This window comes from Clostridium sp. MB05 (genome assembly GCF_046581255.1).
GTDB lineage: Bacteria > Bacillota > Clostridia > Clostridiales > Clostridiaceae > Clostridium.
The window spans coordinates 2,261,737-2,286,599 of the sequence record NZ_CP174370.1 but is presented as its reverse complement, the minus strand read 5'-3'; the positions used below and the strand labels follow the sequence as shown (position 1 = coordinate 2,286,599).

Annotated in this window: 21 protein-coding genes; 1 reads left to right on the top strand and 20 read right to left on the bottom strand. The window is 26.9% G+C overall.

Annotation, left to right across the window (positions count from 1 at the left end; all coding sequences use genetic code 11):
• Positions 1–90: 90 nt before the first annotated feature.
• The 20 genes from ACH36K_RS10670 to ACH36K_RS10575 all read right to left on the bottom strand — a co-directional run bounded on the left by ACH36K_RS10670 (position 91) and on the right by ACH36K_RS10575 (position 19,793).
• On the bottom strand, positions 91–561 hold the full coding sequence (locus tag ACH36K_RS10670) for a hypothetical protein (protein ID WP_411167611.1): 471 nt from the start codon (positions 559–561) through the stop codon (positions 91–93).
• A 1-nt stretch (position 562) separates the two neighbouring features.
• Positions 563–1,153: a hypothetical protein gene (locus ACH36K_RS10665; RefSeq protein ID WP_411167610.1), complete on the bottom strand. Its 591-nt coding sequence runs from the start codon at positions 1,151–1,153 to the stop codon at positions 563–565.
• Positions 1,154–1,662: 509 nt separating this feature from the next.
• Positions 1,663–2,136, bottom strand: coding sequence for a hypothetical protein (locus ACH36K_RS10660; RefSeq protein ID WP_411167609.1), 474 nt, complete (start codon positions 2,134–2,136; stop codon positions 1,663–1,665).
• 14 nt (positions 2,137–2,150) lie between these two features.
• Complete coding sequence (locus ACH36K_RS10655) at positions 2,151–2,651, bottom strand: hypothetical protein (RefSeq protein ID WP_411167608.1); 501 nt, start codon at positions 2,649–2,651, stop codon at positions 2,151–2,153.
• Between the two features lie 328 nt (positions 2,652–2,979).
• Positions 2,980–3,459, bottom strand: coding sequence for a hypothetical protein (locus ACH36K_RS10650; RefSeq protein ID WP_411167607.1), 480 nt, complete (start codon positions 3,457–3,459; stop codon positions 2,980–2,982).
• Positions 3,460–4,593: 1,134 nt separating this feature from the next.
• Positions 4,594–4,842 (bottom strand): Imm59 family immunity protein, encoded by a 249-nt coding sequence (locus ACH36K_RS10645; RefSeq protein WP_411167606.1) that lies wholly within the window; start codon positions 4,840–4,842, stop codon positions 4,594–4,596.
• A gap of 11 nt (positions 4,843–4,853) precedes the next feature.
• Positions 4,854–6,521: a pre-toxin TG domain-containing protein gene (locus tag ACH36K_RS10640; protein WP_411167605.1), complete on the bottom strand. Its 1,668-nt coding sequence runs from the start codon at positions 6,519–6,521 to the stop codon at positions 4,854–4,856.
• Between the two features lie 12 nt (positions 6,522–6,533).
• A complete protein-coding gene (locus tag ACH36K_RS10635; RefSeq protein WP_411167604.1) occupies positions 6,534–6,857 on the bottom strand; it encodes a hypothetical protein in 324 nt (107 codons plus the stop codon).
• A complete protein-coding gene (locus ACH36K_RS10630) occupies positions 6,850–7,497 on the bottom strand; it encodes a DUF5081 family protein (protein ID WP_411167603.1) in 648 nt (215 codons plus the stop codon). Before ACH36K_RS10630 ends, ACH36K_RS10635 begins: the two co-directional genes overlap by 8 nt.
• Positions 7,498–7,500: 3 nt before the next feature.
• Positions 7,501–7,794 (bottom strand): hypothetical protein, encoded by a 294-nt coding sequence (locus ACH36K_RS10625; protein ID WP_411167602.1) that lies wholly within the window; start codon positions 7,792–7,794, stop codon positions 7,501–7,503.
• A gap of 4 nt (positions 7,795–7,798) precedes the next feature.
• Positions 7,799–8,173: a hypothetical protein gene (locus ACH36K_RS10620; RefSeq protein ID WP_411167601.1), complete on the bottom strand. Its 375-nt coding sequence runs from the start codon at positions 8,171–8,173 to the stop codon at positions 7,799–7,801.
• Between the two features lie 78 nt (positions 8,174–8,251).
• Positions 8,252–8,554, bottom strand: coding sequence for a WXG100 family type VII secretion target (locus ACH36K_RS10615; RefSeq protein WP_411167600.1), 303 nt, complete (start codon positions 8,552–8,554; stop codon positions 8,252–8,254).
• Positions 8,555–8,608: 54 nt separating this feature from the next.
• Positions 8,609–13,138: a type VII secretion protein EssC gene (gene essC / locus ACH36K_RS10610; protein ID WP_411167599.1), complete on the bottom strand. Its 4,530-nt coding sequence runs from the start codon at positions 13,136–13,138 to the stop codon at positions 8,609–8,611.
• Positions 13,139–13,158: 20 nt separating this feature from the next.
• Positions 13,159–13,401 (bottom strand): EsaB/YukD family protein, encoded by a 243-nt coding sequence (locus ACH36K_RS10605; protein ID WP_411167598.1) that lies wholly within the window; start codon positions 13,399–13,401, stop codon positions 13,159–13,161.
• Positions 13,394–14,494: an AAA family ATPase gene (locus ACH36K_RS10600; RefSeq protein WP_411167597.1), complete on the bottom strand. Its 1,101-nt coding sequence runs from the start codon at positions 14,492–14,494 to the stop codon at positions 13,394–13,396. The genes ACH36K_RS10605 and ACH36K_RS10600 overlap by 8 nt, the downstream gene beginning before the upstream one ends.
• Before the next feature lie 3 nt (positions 14,495–14,497).
• A complete protein-coding gene (locus ACH36K_RS10595; RefSeq protein ID WP_411167596.1) occupies positions 14,498–15,499 on the bottom strand; it encodes a DUF6382 domain-containing protein in 1,002 nt (333 codons plus the stop codon).
• A 28-nt stretch (positions 15,500–15,527) separates the two neighbouring features.
• Positions 15,528–15,755, bottom strand: a complete 228-nt coding sequence (locus ACH36K_RS10590; RefSeq protein WP_411167595.1) for a hypothetical protein — start codon at positions 15,753–15,755, stop codon at positions 15,528–15,530.
• Positions 15,756–15,765: 10 nt separating this feature from the next.
• Entirely contained in the window at positions 15,766–17,637 is a 1,872-nt protein-coding gene (locus tag ACH36K_RS10585; protein ID WP_411167594.1) for a protein kinase domain-containing protein, read from the bottom strand.
• Positions 17,634–18,425 (bottom strand): PP2C family protein-serine/threonine phosphatase, encoded by a 792-nt coding sequence (locus tag ACH36K_RS10580; protein WP_411167593.1) that lies wholly within the window; start codon positions 18,423–18,425, stop codon positions 17,634–17,636. The genes ACH36K_RS10585 and ACH36K_RS10580 overlap by 4 nt, the downstream gene beginning before the upstream one ends.
• 12 nt (positions 18,426–18,437) lie before the next feature.
• A complete protein-coding gene (locus ACH36K_RS10575; RefSeq protein WP_411167592.1) occupies positions 18,438–19,793 on the bottom strand; it encodes an FHA domain-containing protein in 1,356 nt (451 codons plus the stop codon).
• A gap of 99 nt (positions 19,794–19,892) precedes the next feature.
• Here ACH36K_RS10575 and ACH36K_RS10570 point away from each other — a divergent pair, with 99 nt between their 5' ends.
• Positions 19,893–24,848 carry a hypothetical protein gene (locus ACH36K_RS10570; RefSeq protein ID WP_411167591.1) on the top strand — a complete coding sequence of 1,652 codons (4,956 nt, stop codon included), beginning with the start codon at positions 19,893–19,895 and terminating at the stop codon, positions 24,846–24,848.
• Positions 24,849–24,863 lie beyond the last annotated feature (15 nt).

Sequence of the window (24,863 nt, the reverse complement as noted above, 5' to 3'; positions counted from 1 at the left end):
GCAGTAATTTTTTTCATAATATATTATAAAATATAACCATTGTTTGTTTATCCTTATTATGAATTCAATTATAATATTATTTTGCAGTTACTATTCAATAATATTTGATAGATAATCTCTAATATTCTTTTCATCTATCTTTATTTTTTGCTCTTTTAAGTGACTAAATTTTAATATAGGCTTCTTTATTTCAATTAATGCATCTATTTCATCTAAAGATACATCTTTATCAAAAATAAATTGCTCCTTTTTTATAAATCCACACTTGTTAGCAATATCAGAATCACTCGTAAATATAGTTATATAGTTTATATCTACTGTTTCCTTAGCAACTTTTAAACACTTGTATTCATTTCCTCTATATAGAACCCTATACTCTACCTCATATATGATATCCACATCATTCATATCCACTTCTTTTATAAATATATCTTTATGAACATTGCCAGCTAAGTCAACCAATTCATTAAATCCTAGTTCAGCAACTCTTGTTTTTAATCTAACTTTTGATTGTCTAACGTTGGCTAAATATATTTTATTTTTATAAATAGCATATATCACTTTAATTTCCTCCTATCATAACCCACTTTATATCTGTATCTATGTCATAAATAAATTGTTGTACAACTTTCCCTGTATTACTATCTATAATCTTAATAATATCTCCATCCACAAATTTTCTAGTATCTTGAAAATATTCAGGTAAAACAACATCAGTACTACCTGTAAATGCTTTTCCTGTATAAGGATAATCATCAGCTTTAGGTTTCCAGTCTGGGATAGATATTTTATCTACATCGTTAACTTTATATTCTATTGTCCCATAAAATTTATCTGGTAATCCAACAGACTGTGAAATACCATCAACACCAGTTGTCGTCTTAAATGCTGTATTATTGTAATCTAATCTTGCGTCATTATATTTATCAAGTAGAGTTTTTAAATTAGCCCTATGTTCTTCTACAGCTGTGAAACCTCTTACTCCCTCATATTCATTATATAGATACTTATATATATCACTTTGAGGTATTGTTTTACACATTAATGCATCTGCTGATGGTATTTCTATATCTTTTCTTATAGAATCCACTAACAATTTCTCTGAATCAGTTAATATTCTATCAGGATGCAATAATTTAGCGAATTCATCCACTGAATATCCTTTACTATTAATAATATTCTTTATACTTTCAGCTGTATTTATCTCAGCTTTACTAACCCCCTTGGGGCAGAGTCTGTCTTTTCTATCAGCCTAGTATTTTCAAACCTTCATACTATTTTTTAACTACTTTTAATCACTTATCATTTTTAATGTTATGTAGTTAGATTTTTAACATTAATTTCCTTCAATCTATTAACCTTATTTTATCATGCTACTTCTTTTATTTCTACACTCTGCATTATATATTTACTTTTATCAGTATAAGAAAAAAAGGTTAATGCTCCTACTACTGAAACATTAACCTTTTAATTACTTAACTACATTATTAATATTATGAATTGCAATATTAAACTACACTTGTTGATTTTATTATAATTTTCACTTTATTATATTTATACAGTTATTTTACTTTAAGTTATGCATTTACCTTTAAATAATTGTTATTATCTTTTAGATGGGTTAAATCACTCTATTACTAATTCTTAATTTATAAGCATAATTTAAACAATACTAAATTTATACTTTTTTTCGTAATACTTGCTAAAATTCTCAATGTTTTTTAAAGGATTACTTTTTTTCATCCCATTTTCAAAGATTACCCCTTGGGATAACTCATCTTTATTTTTATCAACTGCTTCTTTTATATTTCTTTCTAAGATTTCTTTATTGATAAAAAATGTTGCTTTTCTAATTTCCTCCTGAAAAATGCATGCATCAAAATATAAAATAGCTATATAAACATTACACGCATTATCTTTTAACATATGTTGCAAACTATTTTCAAATAATTCATTTATTTTTTCTATATTTTTATATTGCTTATAAAAACAATTTACTAAAACTGAATTGATATCTGTAGGAAATACATCTGATGTAAACCTCGATACTTCTACTTCATATGGTTTTTTCCCACATAACAGATTTTCAATTTCGTCATTTTGAATTGCTCTACTTATCAAATCATTATAATTCATATTTTTCTTTTCTCCTAATCTACATTAACTCTACTTATTGTTGTTTTATTCAATGGTATTATATCAGAAATTGCCTCTGGTATATTTCCAGATGTATATCCTCCTGGAATCCATAATGAATTAGCCCCTGTTTCATTTCCGCTTGGAAGTCTTAAGTTAAATCCAGTAACATCGTCAACATCAATTCTTACCAATCCACCACCATCACTAAAATATTCATTTGGGAAACCAAGTTCCTTTTCAATAACTGATATATTACCATTTGCTCTAGAAACTACTTCATCACAATATTTTTTAGGCAATACAAATAAGGTATTATCATCTGGAACTCCTACAAAACCATTTGTTTCTGAATACCTTCCATATGCCCATTCTGTCTGAATAACGGACAGTCCATCATCAAACTGAGATAAATGCATATCAATGTATTCTTTACTCAGATATGCATCCGGGTTTGGTCTACTACCTTTAGGTATAGATACTATTTCATCTGCTTTTATTTTATCTAACCCCACATCTTTTTATATATCAGCTTTACTAACCCCCTTGGGGCAGAGTCTGTCTTTCTTAAAGAGCTTATCTCAAGCTAGTGTTTTCAGCACTTACCACTATTTTATCATGTCACTTTCTCTATTTTCATATTTAGCATTATGTAATGACCTACTCTTATCTTAATCTAAAAATAATGAGCCAATCTATTTCAATTGACTCATTACCTTAAGTGCATTATTACAATTATGCAATGAGTAATGGTAATAATTTATATTAACTTTATTATATTTTATAATATATCCTTTTTATGCAGTATATTTTAATATAAAATATGCATCATCTTTAATAACGTTATAGAATTGAAATATTCCATTTTCTTTTACATAAAGTATCAATTCGAACTACCTCATCCCATAATCCATTTTCTTTTCCTTCTCCTCCCCATTCTTTGTATTGTTTCATATTTTCTTTATTCTTTATTAATGCTTCTCTATTTTTCTTTAATAACTTCTCCATATCTAATCTAAATGGCGAGTCTCCTCGCTGTTCTCTTATTAACTGAAAATATATTATTTGCAATACAATATATACATGAAATTCATTTAAATTCATCATTTCTAATAATTTATTTTCTAAAACTTTATCAATATTCATATCAGGTCTTTCAATATATAACTTATATATTCCTTGAGTCATAATCTGAGTTATATCTGTAGGAGCATTTGAACTAACCCATTGATGAAACTCAATTTTATACTGACCTTTTCCTTCTAAAAAATCTATAACCTTATTATTCTCTATTGCTCTTAACAATTTTTGCTTTATATCCATTTATATCACTCCTATAATTGATAAATGATATCTTAATATAATCATCATTATTAGGTATTTTATTAATTATCGCCTCTGGTGTTCATCCATCAGTAAGCCCACCTGGTATCCAATGCAAGTTAGCTCCTGCTTCATTTCATGACGGTATTCTTATTCACATTCTATGAGATCTCTGTTTTCAACTACCTTATCGTTGCTTTTTGATATATTTATCTTGATTGATGTATTGTATTTTCAGTTATCTATTCAATTTGATGATTTTATTATTTTATTATTTATTGATTGATTATTTATTATAGTTTCTTCATTGAGTATTACTTTAGTTCTTATCTGATTAGTTATTATTTCTATTACTCAATTATTTCTTATCAATTCTTTATTCTAATTAATTATTATTTATCTTTTCTTCAACTTCTTATATCTTCATTTATTTTTATTGAAATAGATTTTTTATCTATTTCAATTCTTATTTTTCTTTAGGTTCTTCTGCCCCCCTATCCCCCAGTTGCTCTTTCCTAGTCCCGAGTTCCTATTTCCAAGTTCCATTATTTATATGTTTCATCTCTTTAATTCTTTTCATTTTTAAGTGAGACTCTAAATTTTATATTTAGCTAGTCGAGCTTACACCTACGAATGCATATGAGTAGTGTGTTTCCTTTTCTATCTTTTCCACTACATATATTATGTTCTTAATTCCATTAACTTTTAAGTGGAATTATTGAGCTAAAGATTTCCTTAGCTTTCAGATTACGGCGTTCTTACACCACTTGTTTTACTTGCTCCTATTAGTAGTGTATCTACTATTTAACTTTTTATCTATCCCTTACTCTCAAACTAATTCAATGTAAAAAATATCGACACTATTGTAGTATCGACATTTTAGTTACAACGATATTTTCTTTTACTTTAGGTTGAAAAGGGGAATAGGTGGTAAAGATTTTAGAAAGTATTTTTAGTTTCATCAACTAGAACTTACTTTTCAATTTTATCCTCCACTCTTCCCCCTTTGCCCCCTATTCACTGCATTATTTGATTTATGTAGTCTGTTTATCTGACTATTTTATTGATTTTCATAAACTAGACCTAATAAACTTATTATGCATTCATCTCATACTATATTTTACAGTGTTAACTTTACATTTCTCTTAAAATTTTATCAGCTCTTAATCTATCAATAAAATCATCTAATGCTTCTTCCTCATCTGAATACGTATCTTGTGAATTTGTAATCTTGCTAGCTCTTTCATCTGTTACATAAACAATCCATTTATCATTCTCATGCCTTAACACAACTTCATTTTCTCTATTATCCCTTTCTTCATTCATATTATAATCTTGTAATTTCTCCTCATGTATAATTTTTATTGCCTCTTTTATATTCATGTTTTATCCTCCTATTTAATTTCCTTAAGTAGACCTAATCCCTCTAATTGTTTAACAGTAAGACTAAATTCATATTGAATGGCTCCTCCTTTTCCCCAACCTTCAACTGCTGCCGCATTTCCTTTATATGATGCAAGTCTGCTATAGTCACCTTTATAATATTTTCTTACTGTAGTTTCAATCTCAGTTTTTAACTTTATATCTGTACATTTATCAACATACTCTTTGATTTTCGTAAAATCTCCCACCACCTCATATTGATGATAATTAGATAAGTCTTCTACATATGGTAATGAACGTTCTGTATACGAATACGCATCTCCATTAATTATAGGAGATGTATATCTACCATTGGCATTACCATATCTATCAATTACTTCTCCAACCTGCGGGTTAAACTGCTGTTTTATTGCAGTTCCATCAGCACTTAATGTATATCCTCCTTCGGCAGCTTTACTCCAATTAATTGAGCCATCAGGATTCACTACTGATGAATTCTTTGGTATTTGAATACCATCTGGCCATTTGCCCTCTTTTAAAAATTTATTTGCCACATCTTCATTTACATTCTTTAATAAATAGTTATATAACTCATCATTATTACATGTAGACTTTATCCATAGATTATCAGCTTTACTAGCCCCCGTAGTATTACCAAAAACCTCTTTAAATTTCTTCCAGTTCTTTAATGTTATTCTACCACCTTGGTACAAGAAAAGACAAGCTACTGGTGATACTCCAAATCCCGTTAATGCATTACTACCTACCATAGTAAGAGAGTTTATCAAAAACTCCTTATTAAATGCCTTTAATGCATACTTACTTCCTTCCTTAATAGCATATTTTTTTAAGCCAACTCCTGTAAGCCCTTTAATGCTACTTTGTGCAATCTCTTTCACTACAACTTTTTGTGCACCCTTTACTATTACTGCATAGTCTCCTATTAATGGGATTACTGATAATAAACTCAGCCCTCTTTCTAAGGAGCTTAATTCCCTTCCTGTTATTAAGTCTACTCCTATAATACTTTCTAATATTCCTTTTCCATCTCCGATTATTGGTACGCAGTCTATTACTAAAGATAAGTATTCTTGCCATTCTGGTATTATCTTATAGTTAAATTCTCCAGCCTTTACCATGGAGCTTATATAATCATCAAGTGTTATATAACCTGTCTCGCTTCCTACTTGCTCTAAATAAATTTCATAGTTTGCTTTTATTAGCTTTCCTATGTCTCCATATCCCAAGACATCCTCAAAGCTTATTTCTTCCTTTATTTTATCTCTTTGTTCTACTGTACTTGAATTTATAAAATATATTTCTTTTTCAGTTACACCTATATTATTTTTTATTTTTATATCTTCTGTTTTTATCTGGCTAACTTTTTCTAAAAGTCTTTCATATGAATCTGCAAAAGGCTTGTCAACTTCTCTATCATAACTACAACAAAGATCTCCAAATCTCTTTATCTTGTATATATCCTCTTCTATCTCCTCATAGAAGCTATTTTGTGATGGAAAATCTAGTTCTTCAAGTTCATCTCCATCACTTATAATATCTATGCATTTTTTTATGCACCTTTCTGCTTTCTGTATTTCCTCTAATGCTTTTTCCATAGCTGATGAGACTATATTAGCTTTTGCTTTTATTGACTCCTCTTTAAAGGAAAAATCAGCCACTCCATTTCCCCCTTAAGATAAGTTACTTTCTATAAAGTCGTTTAATATCAATGCTATTTTTTTATCTAATAAGCCTTCTTCCTGAATGACATTGGCTAAATAAGTTATTGATATGGAGTAAAATTGAAGTAATTTATTAAAGTATTCCATTGTAGAACCATTAGCACCTTCTATAAATTCTTGTCCCTTTCCAATATAGTTTCCATCAGCTAATAATATCTTAGAAATCTCCTCATAATCTTCGCTAGCTTCTTTTACATTCTCATATATTTTTGTTAGATCTAAGAGTAATTGTGGCATAAAATCATTTAATGGTATTTTTATTAAATCACTCATTTTTTACCTCTATATTAAATATTTTTGCTATTTCAAGTCTTGAATTTATTGGACTTATCTCATATAATTCTTCCTTTAATGCATCATATTTATATAATATATTTTCATGCAAATAGTAAGTTATATAAGCACTAGTATAATTAATTCTTTTATTTTCTTCTTTTCTAATAATTATTAAATCATCATAATCCTTATCTATTATATACTCTTTTACAAATTCATCTGAAGAGAGTTTTAACTTTTTCTCACTGACTTTTTCTTGCCCCTTACATAGAAAACTATATTCTTTTAATAAACAATACATTAAATCTGCTTTAATTATTTTCTTAAATTCAAACTCATCTTCTTCACTATCTTTTTTTAAAAAAACCATATACTGTGTATTATCTAAAGATAATAAGATATCATTTAGCCATATGTAACTATTAGCTTTTTTAAAGATATCAAGATTTCGTATAATATGATATGAAACTTCATTCATACTATTATCGTCATTAATAATTTTTTTCTTTTTTAATGTATCTATAGCTTTATTTTTAGAATGTATTTCTTGTTCTAAGGCAGTTTGCTTATTTATTCCATATATATCTTTGCTGTCTAAAGCCTCATTTAATAAATATATTTCATTAGCTTTTAGCACTTTCTAATCCTCCAAGTTCTTAATGATAGGACAAGTATCCATAAATTCATCTGAATTATTTACTAATTCATTTACTACAGTGAAATTATCTCTTAAAACATCAAGCAACTTTTTATGAAACTCACTAGAAAGCAATAATATATTTAGTAATGATTTTTTACTTTCAGATATCCATGTATCTCCCTCTAGTAACTCTATTACCTTTTCTACAAGTACTGCACTGTCCTTTAAAGAAGCTATTGAATTTTTAAATTTTGACAAGCTATAATTAATATCATTACTTAACTTATAGTCCATATCATTACCACCTACCTTCTACTTTTTTAGGATTTGCTTCCTCATGTTTATACATAGAATAGTAGGAATCTTTTAGGGTTTCAGCCTTTACCATATTTCTATATATAGAATTCAAAAAATAGTAAAGATAATTATATTGGCTTGTTAATTTTGCCTTACATCTTTCACTTTTTCCATTAAATAAATCAATAGGCTTTCCATAAATATCAATATCATATGAGGTTACGTGGTTTATTCCATTGCTATAGTTTTTTATATTATCAATAGTATTAACTAACTCACTATATTTTGATGATAACTTTTCATAAATTTTCTTATATTTTTTGTACAACTTTTTATAATGATAATAGTCATTTGTATTTACATAATAAAATTCCACTTAATTTACCTCCAATCATTTATTTAGTAAAACAACCTGTTTATTTCTAAACAGGTTGTTTGTCATTACTTTATGTTTCTAAACCATTTTAATTTGATCTGCAATTTCTTGGTCAGCAGCTTCCATGGTTTCAACTATAGAATTTAATTGTAAATTAAGTTCACCTAACATTGTAATAAACTTGTTCATTACTTGTTCCTTTAACATATTATATTGTTCCTCATATTTCTCGCTAGCTGCACCTTCCCAATTTGCACATAATTCGCCATTGATTAAGTTAGTTAATCTATTTATTGTATCCTCTATTTCACACTTACTTCTGTCAATTTCGTTAGCCATTTGTCTTCCTTCTTCAGGACTAAATTTTATATTTCCTGCCATTTTTCACACCCCTCTCCATTATATATTAACATATTTTAACATTAATGTAAATATTTAATTCAAAGGAGTTTTGATACTATACATGATATTACTTAAAATTAGATAACCTTCTCCAGCTTTCAACTCCCTTTCTTTTGTTCCATATTTTAATTTAACATTGTTAAAATATGTTTGATTATTAAAATAATCAAAGGTTAATCCACACTGGATTTCTCTAATAGCCTTTACAAATTTAGTAGAATATAGATTATTCTTAAATTCACTATCAGTTCCTGTTACAACAGTAATAATATTATAGTTATTGTACACCTTCACTATGTCTTCTACATAGTCTATAGCTTTCCTATCTATATTATTTATAAAGTCACTTAATCCATCAATTATAACTACAATGTATGGTAACTTTTTTAGTATTTCTTTATCATTCTTAACTAGTTCTTTTCGTCTTTCACCTTCATCAAGTATAATGTTTAGTATGCTAAGTTCTTCTTCTTTATCTTTTGCATATCCCTTTACATATGCTTCATTTTTATATGTTTCTAATTCTGAATCTGAATTATCAAATATATAAAATTCAGTATTACCTTTTTTTCCAAGGATACTAATTATATTTTTTACCATATTTGTCTTCCCAGATTTAGAATTTCCTATTATAGCAAAACTTGAATATTTCTCCAGTGAAATACCTATATAATCAAGAGAACCACAATCAAAACCGACTGGTATATCTGTATTAAAATTATTTAATTTATAATCTTTTATTACCTCATCAAGAGATAATTGTTCAGGAATAGTTATAACTTTCTTTGCCTTTTCTCCGTTATAATTACTATTTATTTTAAATATAAATTCTCTAATTTCATGATTTCTTTCAAATTCCTTATGAGCTTCTCCAAATATAGCAAATTGCACTTCATATGCATCATCTAAAAGGATTAATGCCCTACCTTTGGCTTTAGTTGGGTATACTCTATTTATACCAAGTACAGAGTTATAATCGCTCTTATCTGTACAAGTTAGGCACATTTTAGTTTTAAAATTATTTGATACTTTATATGATAATCCATTAGAACTTGAATTAGTTATTACAAAATTAATTCCATATGCTTGTCCTTCTCTTGATAAAAATAACAATTCATCTATATATGCTTCATGAATTTCTTTAAGTTCTGCAAAATTATCAACCATGATAATAATTTGTGGTATTACCTTGCCTGTTGCTTCAATATAGTTAATTAAATTACTTGCACCAACCTCAGAGAAAATTAACTTTCTCTTACTAATTTCTTTTCTCATTATTTTAAATAAATTTGCAAATTTCTCTAAATCATCACTAAATATTACATCTCCTACATGTGGTGCATCTTCAAGTACCTTTAATGTTCTTGATGCAAAATCTAAAATATAAATATTTACCTCCTCAGGCCTATATTCAGAAATTAAACTTAGAGTTAAAGTTTGTAAGAAGGTGGTCTTTCCATATCCACTTCCACCTACTAATAAAACATTTCCATCCTCTTGAAAATCAATCTTAAAGGTTTCTTTCTTAAGTAAATTAGGGAAATCAATTTCTCCAACACTTGGTGTTACTTTCTTATATTTTCTGCTTTCATTATTATAGAAATAATCATTTTCTTTAATAAATTTATTAATATTTATTAAATTATCTAATGGCTCTGTCCAGCATTTATCACAAGATTTATATCCTCTATATTTACTATAATCATGAATATAATTAACTATTTCATCTAACTGAGTAATCTTTTCTTTACCTTCATTCTCTTTATCTGAAGAATATATTGCCTTTCTAACTCCTTCGATAGATACTTGTGAAATCTCAATGGCTTCGGAAGTAGCATCCTCATCAATATACTTTTCTGCCCCACTCCATGCAGTTTGAATTAATTCATAATATTCATCATTACCAACTTGTAAATATCCCCTACCAGGTTCAACAATGAATGCTGCATCTTGTTTTTTTAGCATTTCCTTTGAATCACTTGCATCCTGAACCTTTAAACATAATTTAAATTTAGAATTACTCCAAATCTGTGAGTCTACAACTCCTGCAGGCTTTTGAGTTGCAAGAATTAAGTGAACTCCAAGGCTTCTTCCAATTCTCGCTGTTGAAACTAATTCTTTCATAAATTCTGGTTGATCACTTTTAAGCTCTGCAAATTCATCTGCTATAATAATCAAATGAGGCAAAGGCTCCATATTGCTGTCTTTTTTCTCCAGCTTCTTATATTGATCTATATGATTAACTTCAAAATTAGCAAATATCTTTTGCCTTCTTTTTAGTTCACTTTTAATAAGAGTAAGAGATCTATTAACTAAATTCCCATCTAGATTAGTTATTGTTCCAATTAAATGTGGTATTTTTAAGAAAAGATTAGCCATTCCACCACCCTTATAATCTATTAATATAAATGAAACATCATAAGGTGTATAATTTATTGCTAGTGAAATAATAATAGTTTGTAGCAATTCACTTTTACCAGAACCAGTTGTACCTGCAACTAGGCCATGAGGACCATGAATTTTTTCATGAAGATTTAAACTTATCAGAGTGCCACTAGTATTAACCCCTAAAGGTGCGTTAATAGACTTTGTTACATCATTTTCTATCCATCTATTTCCTATGTTTAATTCTCTTACGTTGTTAACCTTATATAATTCATATAAGGTTATCTTCTTAGGCAAACTACTTTCAGAATAATTTTTCTTAACATAAATTGGCCCCATCCTTCTAGATATATTATCAAATAATTCACTATTTAATGTATTAAAGCTAAACTCAATTTTATTGCCGCTATCTGCTATGTTAATTAAAGATCCTGAATTACTATCCTTAATTTCTATAATCTTTGTACATTGTTTTGGAATTAACTCTAGCTTATTATATATATATATAGTTGTTAATCCTAAATCTTCTCCCTGTTCCTTATCAAAATACTTTGATATACTCTCGCTTTCAAGCAATATAGGATTAGTGATAATCATAATGTAATGGGGAATCTTGAATGCATTCTTTTCTTCTCTTTTTGACACAATGGAATTAACTACTTCTAAAATACTATGGCAAGATTTTTTTCCAACTCCCATAAATCTTATTTGTTTGTCTTTACTCCAAATATGAGGTAACCACCTAATCCACATCCAGTCTTCCATACTTTCTTCATCACAAAGACAAATAAAATTAACCTCTTCATAATAATGAAATGCAGCAATTTCTAAGACAATATTTTTTAAGAAGTTTATAGCATTATTGGTATCACCTATAATGCCTATACCACAATTGTTTTTTAAATCTATAAATATTGGCATATTCTCAATTTTTGAATATTTCTCTTTAATTTCTCTAGGTTTTAAAAGTAACTCGTCTTCCCTCTCACCAAACTCCTCCTTTGGAATTTCTATTTCAAAGGATATATCAACTACACCTCTACCTATAAATATCCTTAAAAAGTCTTCATCTATACTAGATTTCTCCCATAATCTACGTTCAAAACTATTAACTGTTTCATATGCCTCTTCTAAGGAAGGATATAATTTATTTAATACATCCTTTTGCCTTTCATATAAAGCTTTAATTTCCTTTTCTCTTTTATCTAGATATTCTAAGTACATTAAATTTCTATTTTTTATTTCCTTTGATGCCTTTTTAGTGTTATATCCAAACATTATAAGTGTTGTAAGAACAGTAACTATTAACATTCCTATTCTATAAATTGGATTTCCAAAGGGCATAAAAAGAATCATAATGCTCATTCCTAAGGTGGAAATTAAATTTAAGAAGGTTTCCACTCCTGGCTTTTTTGCTTTTTTAGGTGGTGCAACTATTTCTACTTTCTCTTCTGGAACCCTCCATATAAATCTAGGTGTTCTAATATACTCTGGATAATCTAGGACATTATCCTTGCTTTTAACTATTTCAGCTTTCTTATTATTTATTTCAACATTTGTTTTTTGATAAAATATCTTCTCTTCTTTATATAAAAGCTTATACCCACATAAAATAATAAAATCATTATCCTTTAAAATACTATTATCTATAACCTTACTACCATTAATATAAACATTATATCTAGAACCTAAGTCTCTTAATATTCTATTACTGTTACTTAAGCTTATATTGCAATGGTAATCATCAATAAGAGAGTCATTAATTACAATATCATTATTTTGAGCTCTTCCTATTTTTATTTCATTTATATTTTCAATGTTCCAAGCTCTACTATAATCTTCTTTTCCACTAGAAAAGTCTAAGAAAAAATTAATTTTAAATATTTCATTATCTTTTAAATCAATAATATTTATCTGATCACCATGAGTAAGCTTTTTACGTTGCACTTTAATACCATTAATAGCGTAAAAGACCTTATCTGATTGGGTAATAACCCAATAATTATGTATCTTCTTTAATACTATCTGAAACTCATAGCCTATAATTTTCACTTTAATATCGCATAAATTACTGTTACTAATTATTATTTCATCTTTTCCTAAACTATCTAGATCTACTTCATTATAAAAATACTCATTAAATACTAATATTGTATTTTTATATTTGTTATCTCCCATATACCTTCCTCCTTTACATCCTATATTAAATAAATTTTACTTCCAGAGGAAATACCATAATCTGATAAGATATCATTACCCTTTAAAAAACAAGTTGGATTTTCACTTTTAATATAATAACCCTTTATATCTTTCCTATTCTCCATACCTAAGGCCTTCAAAATGCTCTTACCTATGACCTTAACCTTAAAATCTAAAGGAATTTCTAGCTCATACTCTTTTTCATCATCACCTATTTGTACTAAAACAATTCCTTTATTCATCCTTCCACTCCTCTCTTAAAAGCTTATATAAAAAGCTATTAACTTTGTTATTAATAGCTTCTGCTTCAAGTAAAACACTTAGGTTAAGATTTTGTGTCTCTAATTCATTATCATAATTTATATAAGAATATACTTTTTTATAAACCTCTTCAAAGGGTTCTCCTAGTTGCTCCCTATTATATAGTTTGTATTTATTTACTAATATCAATACCTTATCTAGATTTATAAACTCTTTTAATAATTTAGACATCTTAGTCATACTTATTAGTGAAGAGTCTATTAGACCAATAAACTTATCTGAATATTCCTGAAGCCTTGTAATTAAACTATCCATCTTTGCACCAGAATCAATAACTATATAATCAAAATCCATATTTTTTCTTATAGATTCAAGTATTACAATTAAGCTCTTTCCACTTACCTCCTCAAAATCTAATGTGGAAGTTACAGGATTTATATAATATAAACTTGTTATATTATCCTTTTTAATTGTTTTTTGTAGTATAGCATTGTCTATTTCTATGCCTTCTGATGAATAATACAATAAATCAGTTATAGTGTTATTTTTATCACTAGTGTCTAAATATACACCAAGTGATGATATTTGTTCTAAGGATAAATAGAGAACCTTTCTTCCTGCCTTTGTAAGTTTTATTGCAAATAATAATGAAATTGTAGTTTTACCAATCCCTCCTATTGGAGAAAAGAATGTAATAGCTTTAGTTCTTAATTCATCCATATTAAAGTCTTTTTTGCTATAAAAGGTTGAATAAATCTTAGTGATTAAATTGAAAAGTGTATGTCCATTTTGATATTTAAAAATCATCCTTTTATCAATATCGTTATTTTTATCTCTTTCCAATAAAGTAATTACAAGTTTTATCATACTTACTTCATAATTATTTTTTAATAACTCATCATTTATAACTAATATATCTATAGTTCTACCTTCATTTATCAGAATTAATAAATTTTCTTTTGATGTTACTCCTATTACTTTAAAATAATTTTTGTAATTTTTATTGAAGAACTTTATAAACTCTTCTATATATAATTTATCTTCATCATAAACTACTAAACATAATTCTTTCATAGCTTAACCCCTACCCTCTGTAAGATACATATTAATATTAGCTAGCCTTATCTCATTTCCACTAATTATATGATATTTTCTATTAGGAATTAGTCTTTCTCCATTAATAAATGATCCATTTTTTGATCCTAAATCCTCATAATAATAAGTATCATTACTTCCTTTTTCAATTCTCCCATGTACTCTACCAACTGAGCTACTATTAAGTACTATATCTACAGAACCCTCTAGTCTTCCAATTAGGTAAATATTCTTCTCTAAATATATGCTTCTATTATTTAAATCATCTAATATATTTAAGGTAAATCCTTCCGATATTGTACTCTCCACCTTATCATCAACTCTATTATTATCGATATTCTTTTTTCTAGATAAAAAATTTGGTAGAAATCTCTTTTTATCCTTAACTGCTTTATCTTTAATATTACTTTCTACTCTTAATGGTCTTTCCTTAGAAATATCATCTAAAAATTCTTTAAGCTCTTCTATATTTATAAAATCATCTCTTACCTTCATAATACAATCATTTAAATCTTCTCTCATAATCCCAGAACTTTTTATTGCATCTAAGAGATTTAAAATAATCATTTTCTGACTAAAAGACTTATTCTCCATAGGCATTTTAAAAGGTACGTATATTAGTTTAACTTCCTTTGATATCGAATCAAAAAAAATATAATCCTCATTAAAAAGGATATTGTCCACTTTTAAAAAATAACTTTCAATATTACTTATAAGAAATACTATAGAGGATAGTATGTTTATAATAATTTCTCTTCTTGGTCTTGTATTGTATATATAGTTAAACAAATTAACTAAATCAGTTACTTCATAGCTCATTGTATTAACACCATTCATAGTAAATAGCTCTATCGGGATAAGTGGTAATTCTTTATTATAATTAAGCATTTTAATTTGATATTCTACAGTATCGTAACTATTACATTTTAAACTAAGATATTTATGATTATTTTCTATTATTTCCTTAAATTTTAAATCACTCATTATTCTTCTGCTCACCATCCTCTTCAAATCATAAGAGTTCTGTATTCTCTTCAACCAATAAATCTGTATCCCCTTCATCTACATTTGTAACTGTTTTAATACTTTTTGATGCTGCTCCCTCTCCTGCATTTATTCCCATAGCTAGTACTTGTAATTTACTATCTTTAACTGGTTTTCTAGCTATAATTATTAAGAATGCTAATGAAATTATCATACCCAGTATTCCAATTCCCATTTTAATTATTTGAATCGCCATAATTAACCTCCTATTCTATATTCTTTTTAAGATATAGATACTGTGGATCATTTTGCCTTAGGTTACTTGAATTTTCTGTTTTTGCTAGATATTCTATAGCCTTTTCTTTATTTCCCATTAAATAATTTAATGAGGATAATTTTATATAACCTAGATAATGATCTTTATTTATTTCAATAATTTCCATATAAGCATTTTCTGCTTCTTTATACTTATTTAATTCTAGGTATATATCTCCTATATTTAAATAAGTATCAATACTTGGTTGTATTTCAAGGCACTGATTGTAAAGATTTAATGCTTCATTAAGATTATTCTCATAGGCAGCTTTATCGCTAAATCTTATATTTCTTGCTTTTTCTCTATATGCTGAGGCAAGCTTATCTAAAACCCCGTAATCTCCTGGATTAATTTTTTTAGCCTTTAAAATAACCTCCACCTCTTTTTCAAAGGCATTTTCTAAAACATCTGCACCATAGGTATATATATCTGCTAAAGCTAAATATGAAACCACTGCATAGGCTTTATCTGATTCATTAGCTTCAATAAATTTTTCAAATTCTAGTAATGCTACCTTAAATTTTTCTTTATTAATTTCATCTGGTTTAGAAAACTGTTTACTTATTTCTTTTAAATAATAGAAGTCATCATCAACTTTACTCTCATAAGATATCTTAGAAAAATATTCATAAGATTTCTTATAATTAACTTTGTACAAATAAGCCTTTCCAAGAAGATAATTTATATATTCATCCTTACTTAGAGATGGCTTATTTCCTACTAAGTTATTTAAATATCTTATACATTCATCATTAGAGCCCATAACTAAATAGGTTTTTGCTATTTCATAGTATCCTTCCTTCTCATTTTCTAAATATCCTTGTGCCTCTTCAAATTCCTTTAATGCTTGATTATAATCCATATTATTTCTAGCTTCTATTCCTCTATTAATATAATTATCAAAGTTTTTTTTAAGATCCTTAGAGTATCCACTCCAACCGCTAATAGTAATTAGTAGTGAAATAATAAAGGTCCCTAGTAATATTCCTATATTTCTTTTTCTGATCTTTACCTTATTCTCGTATTCTTTACCAATTTTCCCTATGTTTAATATATCCTTCTGTAATTCCCCTACATTTTGATATCTTACCTTTAAATCAGGATGTGTTGCCTTTGCTACAATATATTCCATACCTTCTGAAAATTTTTCGTTAATATTTCTAAGTAAAGATAATGGGTAGCTTGTCTTATCTAATCTGATCCCCGTTAATAAGTTAAATAATGTTGCACCTAATGCATAAATATCACTTTGAGGACTTATATTTCGAACATCATTTATAATTTCAGGACTTACATAACCAGCCGTTCCTAAAAGCAACCTATCATCCCACTTATTATTTGCTTCCTTTGCAATACCAAAATCTATTAGCTTAATTCTTCCTTCTTTGTTTAACATTATATTTCCTGACTTTATATCTTTATGAATAATTGGATTGGGTACTTGACTATGCAAATATATAAGTACATCACATAATTGTAGAGCATAATTTACTACATCTTCTTCACTAAAGGAACCTACATCTTTTATTATATTAGATAAACTTCTTCCATCTACAAAGTCCATAATTATATACATATTTTCATCGTCTTCACTAATATCTGTAATTCTAGTCAAAGCTGGATTGTCTAACTTTTTTAACACATCAAATTCTGCAAGCAAGTTTTTATTTTCTTTAGCATCTTTTGTTTTTTCTATAGCTTTAACAGCCCAAAAAGTCCCAAGCTTTAAGTCCTTTACAAGATATACAGAACCCATTCCCCCAGTTCCTAACTGTTGGATAAATTCATATTTTCCTTCTATAACCTTCCCATCTAGCTTCAAACCCTATCATTTCCTCCCATTTTATACTTAACTAAAATTACTGAAATATTATCCTTTTCACCCTTCTGCTTTACGAAATCAACATACTTTGAACAAATTTCACCCATATATCCATAATCAGAGGTTTCTTCAATTTCATATTTCATTCTATAGAAATCCCCCTCACTCATATTTCTATAAAACCCATCACTACATAAAAGGAAAAATGCTTCTTTCTTTAACTTACCAACTAAATATACTGGCTTTATAGCTTCCTTTACTCCTATACACTGAGTTAATATGCTTTTATTTACAGTCTTACTTTTTTCTATTTCTCCTTCTTCAATTAATTTATTGTAATAAGTATGATCTTTAGTTAATTGATTGATAGTATTATCTATTGAATATATTCTGCTATCTCCTATATGGCAGATATAAAACTTTTCTTTCAGTATTAAAATCATAGAGCAAGTTGTTCCTAATTTTATATCATTTTCTCTTCCAAAGTTTATAATTTGAGAGTTTCCTTCTAGTAGTGCTTTGTTTAATTCTCTTAATATATCTTCATCCCTTATGAATGATGTTAATATTTGATTTAATCTTGTATTCCACCATCTTTGAAGTGCTGTTACCATAAATTTACTTGCTATTTCCCCCTTAGATAATCCTCCAAGGCCATCACAAATTACAAATAAACCTATATCACCTCTATCTATCCGTCCAACCTTAATAAGAAAATTATCCTGATTAATCTCTTTAATAGTTCCTTTATCAGTTTTAACAATTACCTCTATATTTTGACCATTCAAATCCTTCACCCCTTAAGATTTAAAAGCATACTTAACATTAGAAAATGTTATATTATCTTCATTTGCTAGTTCGTATAGTTTTCCACCTTCTAGCTTTAAACCATTTAAATAAGTTCCATTCTTACTATTTAAATCGGTGATATAGAATACTCCCTCTTTATAAATAATCTTTGCATGCTCCTTACCTACTGTTCCATTTTGTATTGCATAATCTACCTTTTGTTTTAATCTTCCTATTATAAATATTTCCTTACTTATTGTTATTTTTTCAGTAGTTCCATTATTTTCACTTATTAAGTAGGCCAGAATCATTTTTTCATGGTTTACTTCTAATAATGAAGTTTCTTCATCTTCTCCTCCTATAACACTTACAGTCTCTAAGTATGTAGTCTCATCACCTTCAAATTCATAATTATTACTATATAGAGTGTCGTTTGTCTTTAAAAAAGAACTTCCACTAAACTCTTCAATACTTAATTTCTCAGAATGTATATTTGATGTATCTATATTCTTGTAATTATCCAAATCTGGTATTGCTATATTACTTAATACTTCCTTATCCTTTTCCATTGGAAGGATTAAAAAGTTTAAAAGTAAAAATGATACAAATAAATCAATAATAATTACAAAGGCTATACTAAGTAAAACCATATTTGGATTATCCCAACTCATATTATATAAGGCTATTGCTAGCAGTGTTGCAATTACTTGAGCTACTGCTATTAAGAATATACCTGCAAGTTTTATATTAAATTTACTATTTTTTATTTGATGATTTACTTTTGATTTTAATACCTTATTATCTCTTACTGAATTTTGTAGAGCAGTTAATTTATCTAATAAGGATGCTATATCGGTAAACTTATAAGTTAATTCACCTTTAACTTTACTTACTATATTAGGACTAACATAGGTATTACTAATATAAATATCCACAAGCTTTAATAATACTAATCTAACTTTATCTATTGGATTTCCTGTAGAATCTACAGTGCTTGGCAAATAAATAAATCTAACTGACTGTGTTATAGGATCTATAAATATGTAATCTTCAACTAAATATAGCTTTTTAATATTGATATTTCTATTTTGCTCACATATCCTAAAATTTTTACAAATTTTTATTAGTATAGATAAAAACTCCTTATTACTAATTCCATTTTCATTAACAATAAACTTACTTACTCTTTCTAATCCACTAATGTAATAAATCATTTCTTTTGGGTTTATTATATTATCTACATCCGTATTTACTAGTATAAGCTTTTTACCTAAGTCTTTAATTATTTCTATTTCTCCACTCACTATATTACTTATATCTATAGACTTTCTTATAAAATTTTCATTTTCTTTCAAAAGATTATTCATATGTATCCCCTCCCAAAATTATTTTACCATATTTTTGATTTAATTGGAATAATATGATATTTTTGTAATAAATGTATAATCATATAAAGGAGGATTAACATGTTAAAAAGAAATAAAAAAATTATATCTCTTATGGTTTTTACCACAGTTCTTTTTTCAAACCTACCTCTTAATACTACTATTGCCTTAGCCAAAGAAAATGAATCTGCCTTAATTCAAGAAAATATTAATCAATATGAGGCAATGGACAGGCTTGGTGATTTATTTAAAACAAATAATTTATTAGCAAATGAAAATATTAAGGAGGTGACACAAACGAATTTTAATTCTCTTACTAAGGTGGAAATTAAAATTGAAAATGATAAGCTTAGTGGAAAAAATGTTTCAGCACAAGATTGTAAAGATTTAATTCTTAATACTTTAAGAACAAATCTTACTAATCTAAGTGAAATTGAATTTAAGATTGATAAAGATGAATTTACTATGGAAATTTTCATAATAAATACTACAAATATCAAGCTTGAAGATTATATTAACAATACATTAGAAAGTGTATCTCATCAAATCTCTATTCCAAGGAATGCTATTACCAGTACTCTTACAGATATAGATTTTAATGAAATTAGTAATGAGCTTCCAGATACCCTAAATAAAAATACTATTATAGGAAAAGCTTTTGATGAATCTAATAGTTATTATAATCTTAATAATTTAATTCCAAGCACTACAAATATCGCATCATACCTTAATATAGGTGCATATCCATTATTATATTTATCCTATTTTAATTCTATTAATGAGGAGCTTTTAGGAATTAAAATTTATAACAGTACTACTAATAAACTCTACTCAGTTGATGATATTGATACAACACAAAAATTACTTCTTAAAGATATAAATTTAACTGAAAACTTAAATATAAAAATAGTTTATATAACAAAGGATGAATCAAACATAGTTAAATACCATACTCAAAATCAGAGTTATAAAAAATCTACTAAGGGTGAGACTAACTTTAAGATACCGACACTGTCAAATACAATAGATAATGGTTTAGAGAAATATACTGGTTTAATAAATTTAAACTCTGAATTAAAACTTCAAGAAAAAAAAGATAACCTGCTACCAGTTATAGGTTATGCAATTAGTGATAATTATAAAAAATCACCTTTATTATTTGCTACTGATTACTCCTCCTTTACTTTTGATAATTATATTAATAATAAAGTTAAGTCATTAGAAATATTTTTATTAGATAGTAATGGTGAGGTTTATACTGAAAGTCTAAATGAGATTATAAATTTAACTAGAAAAAACTTTAGTAGTAATAATAATCCCTTAGAATTAAAATTTAATAATACTTCAAATTTAACATCCTTTAAGATAACTAAGATAAATGATATGAAATTAACTAATGATATTATTATAAACAAGAATAAAGCAACTCTGGATTGGATTAATTCAGAATACATTATTAAGAATGGTAACAATACAGTTACTTTATCAAATGGAAGTCAAAACTATACTTTATCCTTTACTGCAAATGTATCTAAATTTAACCTTATAGAAAATCTATCTAACAATTTAAGTATAAATAGTGATAGAGAAATAATTCTAGATAAAAATACTTCAAGCTTTTATATTGATATTCTAGCTAATAAGGCTTTAGATTTAGATTCATCAGATGCAGTTACATTTCAGGGAAATAATAATTTAAATTATAGCTACGAAAAGCTTACAGATTACTCCTTTAGGATTAAAGTTAGCAATATTCCAACTGATAATGATCATTTAAGTAATCTTAAAGTATTCTTTAAGGATAAGGAAGGTACTAGTCATAATCTAACTTATAAAATTATAAAGGACATTACTGCCCCAACTATAGCTCTAGAAGAAAGTGAAAAATATAAAGATATAGAAAATATGCTTTACTTTAAAGGGGATCCATCTTCAGAAAATGAAGTATCTTTTAAAGTTAGCGATTTTAGCGGTCCTGTTTATGTATCTTCAATAGAAAAAGCTATAGATGAAAATAATAGTGAGAAATTACCTGAATATAGAAGACACTCTGAATATTATTCTTATGATGAGGATTCAAAAATTTTAAAGATTAAAAATCTTGAATATGATAAGCCTGCTACCTTTAAAATTACTCTTAAGGATAAATATGATCATGAAATTAAATATAAATATTCCTTTTATTCGGATACTAAGGCTCCAGAGCTGAGTATTTTAAACAGTATTAATAATAGTTATGAAATTAATAATAAGTCTATATTCGTTCAGAATCATAAGATAGTAGATGGAAAAGTTAATATAAACTTTTCTGTTAAAGATAATGGCCGAGAGGATAATCTTACAATCGATAAAAGTTCAGTTAACTTCTATCTTAATGGTGCTGTTCAAAATGAAATTTCTTATGATGAAGAAAATAAAATATATACAGTAACAGTAAAAAAAGATGCTTTAAATTCAGAAGGTGTTAATATATCATACACTGCAAAGGATATAGTTAATAATAAAAGTATAGATAATAGCTATAAACTTTATTATATTTCTGAAGAAATTGATAGCAATAAGGTAAACTTTAATATATCAAGTACCTTAGAAAATAATACCTATGCTGAAGCTACTGTTAAAAACAGTAATAATAAATATGAATTAAATATCACAAATAAATTAAAAGATGACAAGTTAAAAATTGATTTTTCTAAGGATTTTATAGATATTAAGAATGACATAATATTAGATAAAATTAAAATTAAATATAATAATGAAGAAGATATCATAGATTATGATGATAATAAATATGATGTAAAAGAATTCAAGCTACAAAGGGGTATAAACATAATTGAATACACAATAGAAACTTATAATTCTATTCCTTATAAAGGTAAAATTATATTTAACTATGATTACACTCTCCCTACTCTAGAAATAATAGATGCTAATAATTCATCATTAAATTTAAATAGCTCACCATATATCTCTTCTCCAATAAAAACCTTAAGGATATTTGATGATGGTTTTAAAGAAGTAAATAATACATCTTTATTATTTAAAAATAATAGCACTGGTGAAGAAATAGCTTTAAGTCTTAATGATTTTAAAAGAGAAAATGAATACTTAATTTACAACTTACCAGACTCTTTAACTTTTAAAGAAGGTAACTACACCTTTAATTATAATATTAATTCTTCCTTAGATATTAATAGTGAATCAAATAATTTTAATACAGGAATAAAATCTTATACAAGTAATGATATTAAATTTATTTATGACGAAACTAAACCAGAAATTATTATGAAGAGTTTTAATATAGATTTTGCAAGTTGTAAAATTTATTCTACTCCACAAGATATTATAATTGGCAATTTAGGTAGTGGATCCGATATTGAGGCAGAGGATAACTTAAATAATGAATTAACCTTTTATTATCAAGTTATTGATTTGAAAACTAATGAGGTAGTTTTAAATGATAATACTAAAAATTCAATTTCAATTTCTACTTTAGTAGATGGAAAATATAAATTAGTATTAAAAGCTAAAGACATTATAGGTAATGAATCTGCTTCTTATGAAGGTTACTTTATAATTGATAGCACTTCACCCAACATAAGCCTTCAAGGATTAAGTAATATAGATAATAAATACTATACTTATAGTGTAAATCCAAGGGTAACTATTGAAGATTATAGTATTATAGATGGCAATATTTCAGTTGTTTTAAACGGCAAAACAATTAAAACCTTTGCTATAAATCAATCTCATATTAATAATTACTCAAATGTATTTGACTTAGGTGAACTTTCTGAAGATGGTAGATACAACATTTATATTGAAGTTAAAGATAGAAATAATAATAGTTCTACCTTTGTCAGAAATTTTTCAATTGATAAAACAGCTCCAATAATTAATAATGTTACCATTGGCGAAAAAACAGTTTCAGCTAATAATATTAATTATATAACTAATCATAATTCTCCTATACTTGCTTCTTATTCAGATAATCTAGAAAAAGTAGATGTTATTAAATTAAGTTTAATAGCTAAAAAAGATGGCATATCAAGAACTCTAAGTAATGGTGAAGCATTAACTGAAGATGGCGATTATACAATTACTGTCCAAGCTACTGATATGGCTGGTAATACTTCAGATTTATATAGCTATAGAATTATAGTTGATACAATATTACCAGAAATATCTATAAATGATGTAAATGATGGTCACTACTATAATAAAGATATTAAACCTACTTGGAATGTTAATGATAGTAATGCTCAAGTTTCTATTACCTTAAACGGTAACCCATATGATGGCTCTGTAATAACTAATGAAGGTAATTACACAATTAAGATTGTAGCTATAGATGAAGCTTCTAATACTTCAATAAAAACTTTAAACTTTGTAATAGATAAAACAGCTCCCAATATCACTGTTGAAGGTATTAAAAATCTTGGTTACTATACCTCTTCAGTTACTCCTATTGTAAAATGGGACGATCCTGATGCAATAGCTACTGTCCTTCTTAATAATATTAACTTCTTTGGAGAAGAAATAAATGAAGATGGTTCCTACGTACTATTTGCAAAGGTGGTTGATAAAGCAGGTAATGTTAGCAACTTATCTATAAAATTCAGACTAAATGTATCTAAGCCTGTAATAACAGTCTTAGGATTTAAAAATGGAGATGTTTTATCAGGTCCTATAACACCTTCATTTAAGTTTAAGGATACTGTTGAATATACAATCTTACTTAATGGAAAAGAATATCATGGTGAAGAGCTTAGTAAAGATGGTTTCTATGAATTTGTTGTAACTGCCAAGGATGAAGATGGTGTAGAAACTACTGAAACCTTTAGTTTTACAATTCAAAATACTTCAGCAGAAGTAAGCTCAAAAAATAACGCAAACTCTAAGTCTAATAATAACTCTACTAAGGAAATTAAAAATAGAGCTAACGTAGCACTTGCTATTGGAAGTGTTTCTGGTTTACTAGCTTTAGCTGCTATTGGATATATAATCTATAGAAAAACAAAAAGAAGAGAGGAATAAATAAAAAAAGCTCAA